General features: G+C 62.9%; 15 protein-coding genes. 5 read left to right on the forward strand and 10 right to left on the reverse strand.

Annotated features, from left to right (window positions below; translation table 11 throughout):
• The first annotated feature begins 56 nt into the window (after positions 1-56).
• Entirely contained in the window at positions 57-1,247 is a 1,191-nt protein-coding gene (locus BI347_RS20240) for a vWA domain-containing protein (RefSeq protein WP_071113481.1), read from the forward strand.
• Between the two features lie 449 nt (positions 1,248-1,696).
• Positions 1,697-2,176: a hypothetical protein gene (locus tag BI347_RS20250; protein WP_101686165.1), complete on the forward strand. Its 480-nt coding sequence runs from the start codon at positions 1,697-1,699 to the stop codon at positions 2,174-2,176.
• A gap of 68 nt (positions 2,177-2,244) precedes the next feature.
• Here the strand turns inward: BI347_RS20250 and BI347_RS20255 are convergent, their stop codons facing one another.
• The 9 genes from BI347_RS20255 to BI347_RS20295 form a co-directional block, all read right to left on the reverse strand.
• On the reverse strand, positions 2,245-5,151 hold the full coding sequence (locus tag BI347_RS20255) for a DNA translocase FtsK (protein ID WP_083339083.1): 2,907 nt from the start codon (positions 5,149-5,151) through the stop codon (positions 2,245-2,247).
• A gap of 179 nt (positions 5,152-5,330) precedes the next feature.
• Positions 5,331-5,837 (reverse strand): phosphatidylglycerophosphatase A family protein, encoded by a 507-nt coding sequence (locus tag BI347_RS20260; RefSeq protein WP_071116898.1) that lies wholly within the window; start codon positions 5,835-5,837, stop codon positions 5,331-5,333.
• Positions 5,821-6,771: a thiamine-phosphate kinase gene (gene thiL, locus BI347_RS20265; protein ID WP_071113484.1), complete on the reverse strand. Its 951-nt coding sequence runs from the start codon at positions 6,769-6,771 to the stop codon at positions 5,821-5,823. The genes BI347_RS20260 and thiL overlap by 17 nt, the downstream gene beginning before the upstream one ends.
• A gap of 73 nt (positions 6,772-6,844) precedes the next feature.
• Complete coding sequence (gene nusB, locus BI347_RS20270; protein ID WP_071113485.1) at positions 6,845-7,294, reverse strand: transcription antitermination factor NusB; 450 nt, start codon at positions 7,292-7,294, stop codon at positions 6,845-6,847.
• 77 nt (positions 7,295-7,371) lie between these two features.
• Positions 7,372-7,839: a 6,7-dimethyl-8-ribityllumazine synthase gene (gene ribH, locus BI347_RS20275; protein ID WP_071113486.1), complete on the reverse strand. Its 468-nt coding sequence runs from the start codon at positions 7,837-7,839 to the stop codon at positions 7,372-7,374.
• A gap of 78 nt (positions 7,840-7,917) precedes the next feature.
• Positions 7,918-9,024 (reverse strand): bifunctional 3,4-dihydroxy-2-butanone-4-phosphate synthase/GTP cyclohydrolase II, encoded by a 1,107-nt coding sequence (gene ribBA, locus BI347_RS20280; RefSeq protein ID WP_071113487.1) that lies wholly within the window; start codon positions 9,022-9,024, stop codon positions 7,918-7,920.
• A 28-nt stretch (positions 9,025-9,052) separates the two neighbouring features.
• Positions 9,053-9,715 carry a Dph6-related ATP pyrophosphatase gene (locus tag BI347_RS20285; RefSeq protein ID WP_083339078.1) on the reverse strand — a complete coding sequence of 221 codons (663 nt, stop codon included), beginning with the start codon at positions 9,713-9,715 and terminating at the stop codon, positions 9,053-9,055.
• Positions 9,712-10,329, reverse strand: coding sequence for a riboflavin synthase (locus BI347_RS20290; protein ID WP_071113488.1), 618 nt, complete (start codon positions 10,327-10,329; stop codon positions 9,712-9,714). The genes BI347_RS20285 and BI347_RS20290 overlap by 4 nt, the downstream gene beginning before the upstream one ends.
• Before the next feature lie 102 nt (positions 10,330-10,431).
• Complete coding sequence (locus BI347_RS20295) at positions 10,432-12,669, reverse strand: TonB-dependent hemoglobin/transferrin/lactoferrin family receptor (protein WP_071116899.1); 2,238 nt, start codon at positions 12,667-12,669, stop codon at positions 10,432-10,434.
• Positions 12,670-12,783: 114 nt separating this feature from the next.
• Here BI347_RS20295 and BI347_RS20300 point away from each other — a divergent pair, with 114 nt between their 5' ends.
• The 3 genes from BI347_RS20300 (at position 12,784) to BI347_RS20310 (ending at position 15,957) form a co-directional block, all read left to right on the forward strand.
• Complete coding sequence (locus BI347_RS20300; RefSeq protein WP_071113490.1) at positions 12,784-14,394, forward strand: peptide chain release factor 3; 1,611 nt, start codon at positions 12,784-12,786, stop codon at positions 14,392-14,394.
• A gap of 3 nt (positions 14,395-14,397) precedes the next feature.
• Complete coding sequence (locus BI347_RS20305; protein WP_071113491.1) at positions 14,398-15,243, forward strand: mechanosensitive ion channel family protein; 846 nt, start codon at positions 14,398-14,400, stop codon at positions 15,241-15,243.
• Positions 15,244-15,312: 69 nt separating this feature from the next.
• Entirely contained in the window at positions 15,313-15,957 is a 645-nt protein-coding gene (locus BI347_RS20310) for a TetR/AcrR family transcriptional regulator (RefSeq protein WP_071113492.1), read from the forward strand.
• Between the two features lie 66 nt (positions 15,958-16,023).
• On the opposite strand, the gene BI347_RS20315 is transcribed toward BI347_RS20310, so the two are convergent.
• Positions 16,024-16,377, reverse strand: coding sequence for a hypothetical protein (locus BI347_RS20315; RefSeq protein WP_139167030.1), 354 nt, complete (start codon positions 16,375-16,377; stop codon positions 16,024-16,026).
• Positions 16,378-16,572 lie beyond the last annotated feature (195 nt).

Raw genomic sequence — 16,572 nt, forward strand, 5'->3', positions numbered from 1 at the left:
TGGGCTCTAGGCAAGATTAGCACCCGCCAATCCCGCTGTCACCTCGCCGGTTCATCATGTTCATCGACTTCTTCTATGCCTTGCGCGCCGCCGGCCTGCCGGTCACCCTGAAAGAATTTCTCACGCTGCTGGAAGCCTTGCGGCTCAATGTCGCCTTTGGCAATCTGGACGATTTCTACTATCTGGCGCGGACCGCGCTGGTCAAGGACGAGAAGTACTTCGACCGCTACGATCAAGTCTTCGGCCAGCATTTCAAAGGCCTGGAAACGGCGCTGCAAGACCTGCAGCGCGCCATTCCGGAAGACTGGTTGCGCAAGCAGGCGGAGAAGCACCTGAGCGACGAGGAAAAGCGGAAACTGCAGGTCATGGGCTGGGACAAGCTGATGGAAACCCTGCGCCAGCGCCTGGAGGAACAGAAGGAGCGCCACCAGGGCGGCAACAAGTGGATAGGCACCGGCGGCACCAGTCCGTTCGGCGCCTTCGGCTACAACCCGGAAGGGATACGGATAGGCCAGCACCAGTCGCGCCATCGCCGCGCGGTGAAAGTCTGGGACCAACGCGAATTCCGCAACTTCGACGACAAGGTGGAGCTGGGCACCCGCAACATCAAGCTGGCGCTACGCCGGCTGCGCGAATTCGCCCGCGACGGCGCCGAGGAAGTGCTGGATCTGGACGCCACCATCGCCGCCACCGCCCGCAAGGCCGGCATGCTGGACCTGAAGATGCGGCGCGAGCTGCACAACAGCGTCAAGGTGCTGGTACTGTTCGATGTCGGCGGCTCGATGGACGACCACATCCGCGCCTGCGAGGAATTGTTTTCCGCGGCAAAGGCCGAATTCAAGCATCTGGAGTACTTCTATTTCCACAACTGCGTCTATGAGTCGGTATGGAAGGACAACAACCGCCGCCAGAGCCAACGCCTCGACACCTGGGACCTGATCCACACCTTCGGCAACGATTACAAGCTGATCTTCGTCGGCGACGCCAGCATGAGCCCATACGAGATCGCCTTCCCGGGCGGCAGTGTCGAGCACATGAATGAGGAGTCCGGCGAAACCTGGCTTAGGCGTCTGCTCGAGCACTTCAAGCATGCGGTCTGGCTCAACCCTCTGAGCGAAGACTACTGGAACCACACCCAGTCGGTAGGCATGCTGCGGCAGCTGATGGCGCAGCGCATGCACCCGCTGACGCTGGGCGGTTTGGACCAGGCGATGCGCAATTTGAAAAAAACTGCCGCGCGCGCTTGAAAATTTAACGTTGGGACATAACTTTTCCCTTGAGTCCGAGGCAGGTTGTAGCCCAGAATGAAGTCAGAGGCCACAACCCTGATCCGAAACACGCCTCAATCTGTTACGGGGAGTCACACCATGCAAATCCTACTTTTAGCCGCCCTTGCCGTTGCGGTTGTCGCAGTTGCCAAATTGCTGGCTACCCCGGTACAACAGCAGCCCAGGCTGGTGCCGATCCGCATCAGGAGCGGCGAGGCGTCCCGCCGCCGCTGATCACTTGGCAGCACGCAAAAAACGCGCCTTCGGGTGCGTTTTTTATTGCCCGCCGTCCCGTCAATTCATACTTATTAACGCCCAGCAAACAAAACACACAACTATTCCTCAAACCGAAACATAGGAAATATTCCAATTAACTAGAATGACCCCTGCATTAAAACCATTAAACTAAAACTGCAAGGGTGAAACCGATGAAATCCATCTTGATGGCCGCCTGCCTGCTTGGCCTGTCCTTCTCCGCGCTGGCTGACGGCAAGTCCGACTGTCGCGCCGCCGCCGGCAGCTACCTGACCGGCACCGTGGTGAGCGGTCCCAACTTCGCTTCCGGCCAGATGCTCAACGGCGTCGAACTATCCCATACCCACGTTTCCCTGCAATCGGATCAGGATGGCCAGACCTACGACGTAGCAATGGACAACGTCTTCGCCTCCGGTTACGACTCGGCCGGCGAAAACGTCCCCTACCCGCTAAGCAGCATCCAGCCGGGAGACCGCCTGCAGCTGTGCGGCCAGCCTTACAGCAGCGGCCTCGGCATCCATTGGGTGCACACCAACTGCGGCGCCAGGCCCACCCGCAAACAGCCCAACGGCTGGGTGAAGAAGGTCAACAGCGACGGCTCGGTCAGCGGCAACTACGAAGCCAACACCGAGTACTGCCAGCTGTGGCCTTAAGCCCCATCAGCTTGGAGCCATGAAAAAAGCGCACCAAACGGTGCGCTTTTTCATTGCGTGGACCAGATCTAAAAATCCCGCTGCGGCACCAGCACGGTGCGGTTGCCGTTGCTTTCCATCGCGCTGACTATGCCGGCGGCTTCCATTTCCTCGATCAGGCGCGCGGCGCGGTTGTAGCCAATCCGCAGATGGCGCTGCACGCCGGAAATGGACGGCTTGCGGGTGCGCAGCACGATCTCCACCGCCTCGTCGTACAGCGGGTCGCTCTCGGTCGCGGCCTGCGCCTTGGCGCTGGCTGCGGCAGACTCCTCATCGGCCTCGCTTTCGCCCGTCAGCAGGCCTTCCACATAGTCCGGCTCGCCAAATTGCTTCAGATGCTCCACCACCGCATGCACTTCGTCGTCGGTGACAAAGGCACCGTGCACCCGCTGCGGATAGCCGGTGCCCGGCGGCAGAAACAGCATATCGCCCTGGCCCAGCAGGCTTTCCGCGCCCATCTGGTCCAGGATGGTGCGGCTGTCTATCTTGCTGGACACCTGGAAAGCGATGCGCGTCGGGATGTTGGCCTTGATCAATCCGGTGATCACGTCCACCGACGGCCGCTGGGTAGCCAGGATCAAATGGATGCCGGCGGCGCGGGCCTTCTGCGCCAGGCGGGCGATCAGCTCTTCTATCTTTTTGCCAGCCACCATCATCAGGTCGGCGAACTCGTCCACCACCACCACGATGAAGGGCAGATTGTCCAGCGGTTCCGGGGTTTCCGGCGTCAGGCTGAACGGATTGACCAGGCGCCGGCCGCTGTCGGCCGCGTCGCGCACCTTCTGGTTGTAGCCGGCCAGATTGCGCACACCCAGCGCGCTCATCAGCCGGTAGCGGCGCTCCATCTCGCCGACGCACCAGTTGAGGGCGTTGGCGGCCAGCTTCATATCGGTCACCACCGGCGCCAGCAGGTGAGGAATGTCGTTGTACACCGACAACTCCAGCATCTTGGGGTCGATCATGATGAAGCGCACTTCGTCTGGCGTGGCCTTGTACAACATCGACACGATCATCGCATTGACGCCTACCGACTTGCCGGAGCCGGTGGTGCCGGCCACCAGCAGGTGCGGCGCCTTGGCCAGGTCCATGGTCACCGGCTGGCCGGTGATGTCCTTGCCCAGCACCAGCGTCAGCCGCGACTCAGGCTGCTGGAACACCTCGGCGGCGAGAATCTCCGACAGCCGTATCATCTGCCGGCGCGGATTGGGCAGCTCCAGGCCCATGCAGGTCTTGCCGGGTATGGTTTCCACCACCCGGATCGATGCCAGGCCCAGCGCGCGAGACAGATCCTTCATCAGGTTGACCACCTGATTGCCGCGCACGCCCACCGCCGGCTCCACCTCGTAGCGGGTGATCACCGGGCCGGCGTAGGCATCCACCACGCTGACCTTGACCTTGAATTCCCCCAGCTTCTCCTCGATGACGATGCCACGCTCAAGCAATTCGTCCTGGCTGCAGACCTCCTCGAACGCGTCGGCGGGACGCAGCAGATCCAAGCCCGGCAGAATGGAATCGTCGTAACTGGGACGTTCCGCCCTGGCCTGTTCCGGCGGCAGCGGCGTGGCCAGGACCGCGGCGATCTGCCGTTCCATCTGGATGTCCTCTCCCGCAGGGATAGTCTCCGAGGCGGAGACCGGAGGCGGCTCGTCCTCCGGCTCGTCTATCAACACCCAGGGCAAGGGATTGGCGGCCAATTTGTCGGTGGTGGCGGCCAGCGACGGCGCAACCGGCGCTTCGCTCTGCAACACAGTCTGCTGCACGATGGCGGGCTTGGCGTTTTCCTGCTGCACCAACACTTCGCGGGTCTGCGGCCAGCGCCAAGGCGTGCGCGCGGCTTGTGGCGGCTCGGCCTCGGCGGCGGTTTCAGACGCCAGCTCCGGCTGCGCCTCGGCTGCCGCAGCCATGACCTCGGGCTCGGCGCCCACAGCCGGCTCGGACTCCAGATCGACGTCAACCTGCGCCTCAAGAGCGTTCTCAGCCTCGGCATGCTCGATCGCCGGCCATGGCTGATCAGCCTGCGGCGCAATCGCGGGCAACGACTCAACCGTGGCCACTGCAACCGGGATCGGCTCCAAAGCCACAGGCGGCTCGACGCCTTCCGCCGCGGCGGATTCAGCCGACCGAATCACTTCTTGAGCGACGGCGCCATCGGCAGGCGCGGTGGGAACAACAGCCGGTCTTGGCGGCGGCTCTTGCTCCAGTCGCATGGACGCGATCACCGGCCGGGGTTCCATGACAGGCTTGCCGGCCATGATAGGACTGGATCTGGCAATCGGTGCCAGCTCCACCCTGGGCAACGGCGGCGGCGCGACGGACGCCGAACGGCGGTGGGCGTGCAGACTGGCGACTTTTGCCCGCACCTCATGGCTGCCGATCACCGGCAGATCGCCGTCGCCGCCGGCAGGCAACTCTACACCGCGCACGCGCTGGCGGCGGCGAAAGTCCTTCTGCAGATTGCTTTGCATTTCCGACAAGCCGATCACTGGCAAGTCCTCGCCCTCCGCCCGCGACGGCGGCTGGCGCGTTTTCTTGCGGTATTCGCGCGACAATTCCAGCTTGGGCAGCTCGGCCGGCTCGTCGCGCCTCGCCAGTTCCGGACGTTTGGCCAGGATGATGGTTTCCCGCGGCGCCGGCGGGATGGGCGGGACCTGCGCCGCAAGACGGCGCGGCAAGCGAATCTCGGGGACGATCGGCGCGGTTTCGGGCTGCGCGGTTTCCTGGAAAACCGGCTTGCTCGCCGCCATGGCAGGCGGCTCCGCTTGTTCGGCAGGCGCGGCCTCGGATGCGGAAGGCTCCTCCACCTTTTCGGCGAAATAATCCGGCTCGTAACGCTCGGACCTGCCCTCCACCCCCAGCAGGCTGTCCAGCTTTTGCGTCAACAACGGCAGCGATATCCGGCCGCTCTTCATCAGCCAACCGACCACGGCCAGCGGCATCAACAGAAACACTACAACCCACACAATCAAAACCCCGATTTCAAGCTGCCCGCATCAAGGCTGGGCATGTTTTAGTCATGGCTGCGCGCTAGGAAACCCAGGCCCCGCGCGCGCCGCCCGCTGTTATTGTCGAATTGTAACGGCTTTGATACTTCGCCGGCAGATTAGATTCCCGCCGTTTACAAGTAGCGCCAGATCAGCGCCTGCGCCACCAGCGCGAACAACGCGGCGATGACATCATCCACCATCACGCCGAAACCGCCGCCGACGCGCTGGTCGAACCAGCGGATGGGCCAGGGCTTGACGATGTCGAACACGCGGAACAGCGCAAAAGCCAGCAGCCAGCCCTTCCAGTTGGCCGGCGCGAAGGCCAGCACCATCAGCATGCCCACCACCTCGTCCCAGACGATGCCGCCGTAGTCGTGGACGCCCAGCGCCCTGCCGGTGATGCCACAGACGTACACCCCGAGAATAAACAGCGGCAGGCACAAGGCCAGCAGCCACCAGCCGCTCACGCCCATAGCCAGCAGCGGGAAGAACAAGGGGTAGGCCACCAGCGTGCCCCAGGTGCCGGGAGCCTTCCTCATCAGACCGCTGCCGAAGCCAAAAGACAGCAGATGGGCGGGATGGCTAAGCAGAAAGCGCCAACTGGGTGTGTTTTGCAGAGTTTCAGCCGAAATGGTCATAGCCTTCCTTCTTCAGGGGGATGGTATCGCCAGCGGCATCCAGCAGCCTGCCGCCTTGGCCGGCGACAATCCGGCCGATGCGGCTGACGCGGCAAGCGCATTGCGCGGCGGCGGCCTCCACTTGCTGGCGCAGGTCCGCCGGCGCGGTGAACACCAGTTCGTAGTCGTCGCCGCCGGCGGCCAGGCAATCCAGATAGCGCGGGCGAAGCGCCTCAAGCCTGGGATCGGACGGCAGGGAGCCGGCCCAGACTTCGCCGGCCACGCCCGAGGCGGCCAGGATGTGTCCCAGATCAGCCATCAGGCCATCGGACACATCCGCCGCCGCATGGGCAAAGGGCAACAGCAGGCTGCCCAGAGCCAGGCGCGGCTCGGGATATTCCAGCTTGCGCTGCGCCGTCTGCAATAAGGCGGCGTCGTCCACCTCCAACCACCCCAGCCGCCGGCGCACCGCCAAGGCACCCAGGCCCAGCTCGCCGGACACCCAAACGTCGTCGCCGACCCTTGCGGCGTCGCGGCGCAGCGCCTGGCCGGCCGGCGTCTCACCCAGCACCGTCACCGACAAAGTCAGCGGACCGCAGGTGGTGTCGCCGCCGATCAGCTCCACGCCGTGTTCGGCGGCCAGCGCGTGAAAGCCGGCGGCGAATTCGGCCACCCAGGCCTCATCGGCCTGGGGCAGCGCGATGGACAGCAACGCCCAGCGCGCCCTCGCCCCCATCGCCGCCAGGTCGGACAGATTCACCGCCAGCGTCTTGTGGCCCAGCGCGCGCGGCGCGACGTCGGCGAAAAAGTGCCGCCCCTCGACCAGCATGTCCACCGACATGTGCATATCGCAGCCCGGCGTCGGCCGCACGATGGCGGCGTCGTCGCCCACGCCCAGCAGCGCCGACGGCGCAGGCCGCTTGAAATAGCGGCCTATCAGCTCGAATTCCTTCATGATTCCTCACGCAAAAACACCCGCCGGCGGCGGGTGTCGTGAATTCCGGCCGGCCTGGTGGCGGCGGGAACGATCAATCCTGTTTGCGGCGCTGCTTCTGCGCCAGCACTTCGTCGCCGCGGACGTCGGCGGCCAGCTTGTCCAGCACGCCGTTGACAAACTTGTGACCATCGGTGCCGCCAAAGGTTTTGGTAATTTCGATGGCTTCGTTGATGATCACCGGATATGGGGTTTCCGGGCTTTGCGTCAGTTCCAGCGCGGCCATCAGCAGCACGGCGCGCTCCACCGGGCTGACTTCGTCGTCGGCGCGCTCGTAGTAGCGGCCGATCTGGGCGGACAGCATGGGAACATCTTTCAGTACGCCGTACAGGATGTTGCGGAACAGGGCCTCGTCAGCCTTGGCGAAGTATTCGTTCTCGCGCAGATGCTTTTCGATCAGCGAGGCCGGACGGTCCTGGTTCAGTTCCCATTCGTAAATGCCTTGTACGGCAAATTCGCGGGCGCGGCGGCGGGCGGTTTTCATGATTGGCGGTTCCTCAAAAGAGCAAGGGAAGCGGCGGCTTGCGCCCGCTTCCCGCGGATGACTGGCGGCGAGGCGAATCAGCCGCGCAGCGCCTTGTGCAGATTGGCCATCTCCACCGCCACGCGAGCGGCGTCGGCGCCTTTTTCCTGCATGCGGACTTCCGCCTGCTCGTCGTTTTCGGTGGTGAGAATGGCATTGGCTACCGGAATGTCGAAGTCCAGGCCGATGCGGCTGACACCAGCGCCGGATTCGTTCGATACCAGCTCGAAATGATAGGTTTCGCCGCGGATCACCGCGCCCAGCGCCACCAGCGCGTCGAAACGCTCGCTCTGGGCCATGGTTTGCAGCACCAGCGGAACTTCCAGCGCGCCAGGGACGGTGGCCAGCGTCACATCCTGGGCGGATACGCCCAGGCGGGCCAGCTCGGCCAGACAGGCGTCGCGCAGGCCATGGCAGACCGGCGTGTTGAAACGCGCCATGACGATGCCGATTTTCAGGCCCTGGCCGGACAGATTGGGTTCGATACGCTGGATAGCTTCAAGCATGGGGAGTCCTCGCGGCGAAAACACTAAGGAAAGCCGGCAATTGTAGCGCAACTGCCGGAATTAAGCCACGCACCGCCCTCAGTCGATATCGACGTGAAAATGTCCCGGCTGGCAGAAGCCGGTGACTTCCAGCTCGAAGCCTGCCATCGACGGCAGGCTCACCGGGCTGGACATCAGCTTCATCTTGCCGACGCCAAGCGCCTTCAGCATCTGCGCGCCTATGCCGAAAGTTTTGCTGTCCCACTTCTGCCGCTGCGCCTCCTCGCCCAGCGCGCGCTGCGCCAGATCGTGCCCGGTTTCGTCGCGGTACAGCATGATCATCACCCCGCTGCCGGTTTCCTCCATGGTTTCCAGCGCGTTGGGCACGGTCCAGGTATGGTGGCTGCACAAGGGGGCCAGGATGTCGATCACCGACAGCGGCTCATGCACGCGCACCAGGATTTCCCTGTCGGCGCGGATCTTGCCCTTGCTCAGCGCCAGATGGGTGGCCGAGGTGGTGATGTCGCGGAACACATGCAGATCGAAACTGCCGAACGGCGTCTCCACCTCGCGCTCGCCCACTTTCTCCACCAGCGATTCGGTGCGGCTGCGGTGCTGGATCAGATCGGCGATGGTGCCTATCTTCAGATCGTGCTGCTTGGCGAATTCTATCAATTCCGGCAGGCGGGCCATGCTGCCGTCGTCGTTCATGATCTCGCAGATCACGCCGGCCGGCTCCACCCCCGCCAGCATCGCCAGATCGCAGCCTGCCTCGGTATGGCCGGCGCGGATCAACACGCCGCCCTTCTGCGCCTTCAGCGGAAAAACGTGGCCGGGCTGGACCAGATCGCCGGCCTTGGCCAGCCGCGCCACTGCGGTCTGGATGGTGTGCGAGCGGTCGGCGGCGGAAATGCCGGTGGTTACGCCCTCGGCCGCCTCGATCGACACGGTGAAATTGGTGCCGAAGCTGGTGCCGTTGTTGGCGGCCATCATCGGCAGATTCAGCTGGCGGCAACGCTCTTCGGTGAGGGTGAGGCAGATCAGGCCGCGGCCGTGCTTGGCCATGAAATTGATCGCCTCCGGCGTGACGAACTCGGCCGCCATCACCAGGTCGCCCTCGTTCTCGCGGTCTTCGGCATCCATCAGCACCACCATCTTGCCGGCCTTGATGTCGGCGATGATGTCTTGAATCGGGGAAATAGCCATGCTTCTTCCTTTGTGCAGTCCGCCCGTCTTACGCGGGCAATAAATCCAGGGCGCGGTAGTCGCCGATGCGAGCGACCGCGCCATCCCTCAAGGCCAGCGGGTGAACAAACAGGGGCCCGTCCACCACCAGGGTATGAAATTCTCCGGCTTCGCCGCAGGGGTCGATCCCTTCGGCCAGCATCTCGTCTATCAAGCCTCGGTCGAACACCCGGCCCAGCCACTTGTCGGCGACCAGCGCGGCATTCACCATCACGATGCGGGCGACGAAGCCGGCATCGACAAACTCCCGCACCAGGCCGGCGCGGCTTTGCTGCCACAAGGGGAGCACGGCCCGCAATCCGGCTTCGGCGCAGACCTGCTCTTCCCACTCGCGGTGTGCGTCCAGGTCGATATCGCCGAATACCGCCGCCTGCGCGCCTTCCGCCGCGGCCAGCCGCAGTTGCTCTACAAACACGCGCCGGTAATCATCCCAGCTGGCGCGGCCCAGCCGTTGCGGCAAGCCCAGCGCCCGCGCCTGCAGCGCCAGCACTTCCGGCCGCACGCCGTGCGAGCGCGACCGCGCGCCGTCTTCATCCAGCATGGTCAGCAGCGCCTGGGGCCGGCCTCCGGTCTGAACCGCGCGCCACAGCGCGAGGCAGCTGTCCTTGCCGCCGCTCCAGGACGCCAGCAAGAGCGCGCCTTGCAGGCTCACGCCGCCTGGCCGCGCTGCGCCAGCACCCGCTCTACGGTGTCGACGATGGCCTGGGTCTGCGGATCTATCTCGATATTGATGCGCGCGCCCGGCTGGCGGGCGGCGATATTGGTGCGCAGCAGCGTCTCCGGAATCAGATGGACGCAGAAGCGGCGGTTTTCAACCGCGCCTATGGTGAGGCTGATGCCGTCTATGCCGATATAGCCCTTGCTGAAAACGTACTTCTCCAGCCCGGCCGGCAGTTCGAACCAGACAGTGCGGTTGTTGGGGGATTCGATGACTTCGGTCACGGTGGCCAGCCCCATGATGTGGCCGGACATCGCGTGGCCGCCGATGTCATCCCCGAAGCGGGCGGCGCGCTCGACATTGACCACTCCGCCCGCCTTCAGCTCGCCCAGATTGGTGACACGCAGCGTTTCTTGCATCAGGTCGAAGGACACCAGATCGTCTTCCACCCGGGTGACGGTCAGGCAACAGCCGTTGTGGGCCACCGAGGCGCCCAGCTGCAAGCCGGGCAGCAAGCCCTTGGGCAGGCGGACGATATGGGTGCGGAAATCCTGCTTTTCTTCGATGGCGACCACTTCGGCCACGCCCTGGACGATACCGGTAAACACGAACGCGCTCCTTGAATGCTGACTATCCGAATGTCGTCATTGTACCCCGCCATGTCCAAGCCGTCGCCATATTCGCGGCCGGCAAGCCGGCCGAGAGCAGCGTCAGAAGCGCCAGGACATGCTGCTGCGGATGGCCCGGCCCATGCCCTCGGCGCCTTCGGTCAGATAGGGCTGGTAGTCGCGGTTGAACAGATTGTCCACCGACAGTCTGAACTCCATCCCTTTCAGACTGGCCGTGGTTGGCTGCCATACCGCGAACAATCCGGCCAGCGCATAACCATGCTGCGCCGGATAGGCGTAGCCCAGCGCTTCCGGATTGACATTCTGCGGCACCCGGTCCTGCGCGCGCACAAACTTGCCTTGCGCGCCCAGCGTCAGGCCAATCGGCGCAAACATATAACCGGCGGTCAACACCGCCTTGCGCGGCGGAATATCCACCAGCGGTTCATCCTTGCCCCATGGGTCGCGCAGGCTGTGGCGGCGCTCGCCGACGATAGACGACAAGGAAAGGCTGGCGAACAGGCCGCGCCACTGATAACGGCTGTCGAACTCGAAGCCGCTGATCACATAACCCGGCAAATTGCGGTAGAACCCTATCAGTCTGGGCAAAGGCGCGCCCGGCGCGTCGCCGCGATTGGGTCCGATGCGCTGGCCGATGGCGTCGCGCACGTCCTGGCGGAACCAGGCGAGGCTGGAGGTCAGGCGATCGCCAGACGCCAGCATATCGCCGCCATTAAAGGCCAGACCCAGCCTCCAGGCCCGCAGTTTTTCCGGCTGCAACTGGCGGCTGCTGGCAGTGGTGCTGCCCAGCGTCTGCACGTCATAGACCTCGTCGGCATTGGGCGCGCGCCAGGTGTGGGCATAGCCGGCATCCAGCGTCCATTGCGGCAGGAAGCGCCAGCTGGCGGCCAGGCGCGGCGACCAGCCGGAGAACTCCAGCGCGCTGTAATCATGCCCTTTAGCCGGATTGTTGTAAGTGGGCGCCAGGTTCTGTCTGCCGCGCACTTCGATATGGTCGTAACGCAGCGACGGCGTCAGGCTGAGGCCATCCAACGGCTTCCACTCATGCACCCAGTAGGCGGATTGCATGGTTTCGCTGCCCGGCGGCGAATAGCGCGGATTCATCCATCCGTAGTTGTAACTGGGGTCCTTGGCCTTGCTCGGCATATAGGCCACGGCGTCGCGGTCCTTGCGCGACCAACTGGCGCCGACCGTCACCTGTTGGCTGGCCCAGCCCTCCCCCAGATTGGCGACATTGCGCAAATCCCATTGCTTGTCATTCTGCGTTACCCAGCTTTCCTTGCCGAACTGCGAATCAAAAGCCGAGCTATTGGCATTGTCCGGACGGGTGTCATGCTGAAACCTGCGCGACTGCGCGTAGCTCAACCGCAGATCCAGCCAGGGCAGGCTGCTGCTGACGTAATTCCAGTCGGCGGTCATCGACTCCACTTTCTGCTCGCGCCATACCGTCCTCATCAACCAGGCCTGGTCCAGGCCATACTTATTGATGTCATAGGAGCTGGGAGCGGGGATGTCGCCGCGCTTGGCCGCCCACGGCGTGCGCAACTCGTCGTCCTGGCGCACGAAGCCCAGCTTCAGGCTATGCCCCTCGACCGGCCGCCAGCCCAGCTTCAGCATGCCGCCTTGCTGCTCGCCGCCGGAAAAACGGTAGGGCGTGCCGTTCGGCTGCGTGCCGTCGCCGCCGCGGCTGTGCGTGACATAGGCCAGAATGTCGGCCGGCTGCTCCGCCCCGCCGGCATAAGCCGCCAGCGATTGACTGAAGCGATGGCCATTGTCCTGATAGCCAAGCTTGGCGAAACCGCCGACCTTCCTGCCCGACAGCAGCAATTCATTGACGGTTTTGGTTTCCGCCTTCACAACCCCGCCAAAGGCGCCATTGCCATAGAACGGCGAATGGCCGCCCTTGATCACCTCCACCGAACCCAGCAGCTCCGGATCGATAAAAGACGTGCCCTGCTGGTACTTGTCAAAGCCCTGACCGGCGCCGTCAAGATACACCTGCACCTGCTCGACATCGCCAAAGCCCCAGACATTGATGGTCTGGCCGCCGGGACGCGGCGAACCACCGGCATTCACCCCAGGCAGCGCATCCAGCACTTCGGCCAGCGACTTGGCCTGGGGGCGGGCGATCTCCTCTTTTTCCAGCTTGCTGACCGCGGGCTTCAACAGCGGCGCTTCGGCGCTGACCTTGACGGTTTCAAGCGACGGCAACTCCGCCGCCCGGGAGGCGTGGCTGGCCAGGCTAAGGGCGATCAGGGTTAGGCAGGATGGGAAGACTGCGGAAGAACAAACGGGGACTGCGGCGCTTCTTTGTTGCATCACGGAAATTTTTGTAATTGATAATCGTTCTCAAATATTAACATAAAATTTCCGTCCTCCCACACGCAAGTCCGGTAAAATAGCCGGCTTTATTGAATTTCAAGCAAGCGCCCCATGTCCGCCGAACTCTCCCGCATCGCCGAAGAAGTCTCGCACCGCCGCACCTTCGCCATCATTTCCCACCCCGACGCCGGCAAAACCACGCTGACGGAAAAACTGCTGCTGTTCTCCGGCGCCATCCAGATGGCCGGTACGGTCAAGGGCAAGAAAGGCGGCAAGTTCGCCACCTCGGACTGGATGGAAATCGAAAAGCAGCGCGGCATTTCCGTCGCTTCGTCGGTGATGCAGTTCGACTACCGCGACCATACGGTCAATCTGCTGGACACTCCAGGCCACCAGGACTTCTCGGAAGACACCTACCGCGTGCTCACCGCGGTGGACAGCGCGCTGATGGTGATCGACGCGGCCAAGGGCGTGGAAGAACAGACCATCAAGCTGCTTAACGTCTGTCGCCTGCGCAATACCCCCATCGTCACCTTCATGAACAAGTGCGACCGCGAAGTGCGCGACAGTCTGGAGTTGCTGGACGAAGTGGAAGACGTGCTGAAGATCCGCTGCTCGCCCATCACCTGGCCGATCGGCATGGGCAAGACCTTCCGCGGCGTATACAGCCTGCTGAACGACGCGGTGATCCTGTTTGAAGCAGGCACCGAAAAGCTGGTATCCGACATCGAAGTGATCCAGGGCATAGACAACCCGCGCCTGGATGAACTGTTCCCGCTGGAAATGGAACAGCTGCGCATGGAGATCGAGCTAGTCAAGGGCGCGTCCAACGAGTGGAATCTGGCGGAATTCCTCGCCGGCACCCTCACCCCGGTGTTCTTCGGCTCGGCGATCAACAACTTCGGCGTGCGCGAAATCCTCAACGCGCTGATCGACTGGGCGCCGGCGCCGCAAGAGCGCGACGCCACCCTGCGCAGCGTGGACCCGAAGGAAGCCAAATTCTCCGGCTTCGTATTCAAGATCCAGGCCAATATGGACCCGAAGCACCGCGACCGCATCGCCTTCCTGCGCGTCTGCTCCGGCCAGTTCGAGCGCGGCATGAAGATGAAGCATCTGCGCCTGAACCGCGACATCGCCGCCTCCAGCGTGGTGACCTTCATGTCGCACGACCGCGAGATCGTGGAAGAGGCGTTTGCCGGCGACATCATCGGCATCCCCAACCACGGCAACATCCAGATCGGCGACAGCTTTTCCGAAGGCGAAGAGCTGGCCTTCACCGGCATTCCATTCTTCGCGCCGGAAATGTTCCGCTCGGTGCGCATCAAGAACCCGCTGAAGCTCAAGCAGCTGCAAAAAGGCTTGCAGCAATTGGGCGAGGAAGGCGCGGTACAGGTATTCAAGCCGCACAACGGCGGCGACCTGATTCTGGGCGCTGTGGGCGTGCTGCAATTTGAAGTGGTGGCCAGCCGTCTGGCGGCCGAATACGGCGTGGACGCGATGTTTGAATCGGCCAGCATCTGGTCGGCGCGCTGGTTCAGCTGCGACGACCGCAAGAAGCTGGACGAATTCGTCAAGGCGCTGCAGATGAACATCGCCACCGATGCCGGCGGCAACCTGTCCTACCTGGCCCCCAACCGCGTCAACTTCGCATTGACTCAGGAACGCTGGCCAGACATCGTGTTCCACGAAACCCGCGAGCACGCGGTCAAGCTGAACGACTGAGGCATGCGCACCCTCCTCGACCTGCTTGCATTCCTGCGGGAAAACTACTCGCACGAAATCACCCGCTCGCTGCTGCTGATCCTCACCTTGCTGATCATCCGCGTGGTGGTGGACCGGCTGCTGGCCGCCAGCAACAGCGCGCCGGTCGAGGCGCGCCGTCGCTGGTCTATCAACACCCGTAACGGGTTGTTCGTCACCGGCCTGGCCGGCATAGGCTTCATCTGGGCCAATGAGCTGCAAACGCTGGCCGTCTCCATGCTGGCCTTCACCGCTGCGCTGATCCTGGCCACCAAGGAGCTGATCATGTGCCTGTCCGGCGGCGTGGTGCGGCAGATGTCCAACAGCTACAGCCTGGGCGACCACATCGAGATCGGCACGGTGCGCGGCCGAGTAGTGGATATCGGCCTGCTGTCCACCACGGTGATGGAAATCGGCCCCAACCATAGCTCGCACCAGATGACTGGCCGGGCGCTAACCTTCCCCAACAGCCTGCTGCTGTCCACCCCGGTGATCCGGGAAAACTACATGGGCGAGTACGTGATGCACATCATCAATGTGCCGCTGGCCTACAGCGTGCCGCCCGCGCAAGCCGAGCTGATGCTGATGGGCGCGGCGGAAAGCGCCTGCCTGCCGCATGTGGACGTGGCGCGCCGCCACATGGAGGACATGGCCAAGCGCTATCTGGTCGACATCCCTTCGGTGGAGCCGCGGATTTCCATTCAGCCGGTCGATGAGAAGCGCTACCAGCTGATCTTGCGCATCGCCATCCCCGCCCGGGAGCGGCAACGCATCGAACAGGTGATCCTGCATCAGTTCCTGGCCGACTGCTACCCGATCTCCCAGACGTAAAGAATAGAGCTAGAACTCCAAACATCGTATACAATTGCGCTATGCGAAGTCATTACCAGCCGGTGCATCATGAGCAAAACCAGAATCAAGACCTACGACCGCATCATTCAGGAAAGCCTCAAACTGTTCAATGAGCAGGGCGAGCGCAGCATCACCACCAACCATATCGCAGCCCACCTGGGCATCAGCCCCGGCAACCTCTACTATCACTTCCGCAACAAAGAAGAGATCGTCTACCAGATCTTCACCATGTACCGGGAGTTCATCAACCAGCGTCTGGCGGTGCCGGAAGACCGCAAGATGACGGTGGACGACTTGGTCAACTATCTGGATACCGCCTTCCTGGCGATGTGGCAGTTCCGCTTCATGTTCTACGACCTGCCGGGCATGCTGGCACGCAATCCGCAGATGCAATCGGAGTACCACCAGTTCGTCAATACCGAGCTGAAGAACATTCTGGGCGAGCATTTTCGCGAATTCATCCGTCTGGGCCTGCTGCGGATGGACGAAGAGGACATCGAGGGCGTCAGCATCAATATCTGGCTGGTGGTGAAGTTCTGGTTCGCCTTTGAGCAAACCTCCCGCCCCAAGGCGCCCATCACCGAGGAGTCTGGCCATCGCGGCGTGCTACAGGTGCTGGCGCTGCTCAAGCCTTATGTACAGCCGGAATACATGCACGCTTTCCGCTCGCTGTATGAAAGGCATGCGGCCTGACCCATCAAGGCGTAAAAAAAGCCACTCTCACGAATGGCTTTTTGTTTCTATCGTCCCTTGCGGCACTCAAGCCGCAGCGGCGGCTCCCGACACCAGATAGCCGTGCAGCTCCCCATTGGCGAGCAACTTGCGCAGATAACTGCCGGGCGCGCTGCCGGAATACTCCAGCTGCCGTCCGGTATGGCGCGCCACCTTGCCGTCGGCGCAGACTTCCATCTCCACCTCCAGCGCCCACAACGTAGGCTGCCTGTCAGGGTCTACCGGCTCCAGGGAAACGGTCAGCCGGTAGCGCCCGTCCCTAGAGTAAACATCCAGCAGGCCCAGCAGCCCTAGATTATTGCGGACATCGGCATCGTCCGCATCGAAAGCACCCGCAGTTATGGCCTGCGGAACCAGCACTTCAGGAAAAGTCGCAGTCATGGCATCTACCCCGAGGGTCTCCCCTCTAACAAGCTGTTGGATTATTTTGTATTGCGCCGACGTTGAGAAACGACGGTTTGCAACCTGACATTCGCTGATGTCTCCGAGCATCATGAGGATATTTCCCGACACAGACAATGCCATTGCGGAAAAATCTTGCCCCGCTAGAACAAAACTGTCCTTTTGGCCACCCCA

The organism is Chromobacterium sphagni (assembly GCF_001855575.1).
Classification (GTDB): Bacteria; Pseudomonadota; Gammaproteobacteria; order Burkholderiales; family Chromobacteriaceae; genus Chromobacterium; species Chromobacterium sphagni.

Bases quoted from the DNA above. Each gene is read 5' to 3' on its own strand.
- BI347_RS20240 (WP_071113481.1), top strand. From the start codon at position 57: ATGTTCATCGACTTCTTCTATGCCTTGCGCGCCGCCGGCCTGCCGGTC.
- BI347_RS20250 (WP_101686165.1), top strand. From the start codon at position 1,697: ATGAAATCCATCTTGATGGCCGCCTGCCTGCTTGGCCTGTCCTTCTCC.
- BI347_RS20255 (WP_083339083.1), bottom strand. From the start codon at position 5,151: ATGCCGCTGGCCGTGGTCGGTTGGCTGATGAAGAGCGGCCGGATATCG.
- BI347_RS20260 (WP_071116898.1), bottom strand. From the start codon at position 5,837: ATGACCATTTCGGCTGAAACTCTGCAAAACACACCCAGTTGGCGCTTT.
- thiL (WP_071113484.1), bottom strand. From the start codon at position 6,771: ATGAAGGAATTCGAGCTGATAGGCCGCTATTTCAAGCGGCCTGCGCCG.
- nusB (WP_071113485.1), bottom strand. From the start codon at position 7,294: ATGAAAACCGCCCGCCGCCGCGCCCGCGAATTTGCCGTACAAGGCATT.
- ribH (WP_071113486.1), bottom strand. From the start codon at position 7,839: ATGCTTGAAGCTATCCAGCGTATCGAACCCAATCTGTCCGGCCAGGGC.
- ribBA (WP_071113487.1), bottom strand. From the start codon at position 9,024: ATGGCTATTTCCCCGATTCAAGACATCATCGCCGACATCAAGGCCGGC.
- BI347_RS20295 (WP_071116899.1), bottom strand. From the start codon at position 12,669: ATGCAACAAAGAAGCGCCGCAGTCCCCGTTTGTTCTTCCGCAGTCTTC.
- BI347_RS20300 (WP_071113490.1), top strand. From the start codon at position 12,784: ATGTCCGCCGAACTCTCCCGCATCGCCGAAGAAGTCTCGCACCGCCGC.
- BI347_RS20305 (WP_071113491.1), top strand. From the start codon at position 14,398: ATGCGCACCCTCCTCGACCTGCTTGCATTCCTGCGGGAAAACTACTCG.
- BI347_RS20310 (WP_071113492.1), top strand. From the start codon at position 15,313: ATGAGCAAAACCAGAATCAAGACCTACGACCGCATCATTCAGGAAAGC.
- BI347_RS20315 (WP_139167030.1), bottom strand. From the start codon at position 16,377: ATGACTGCGACTTTTCCTGAAGTGCTGGTTCCGCAGGCCATAACTGCG.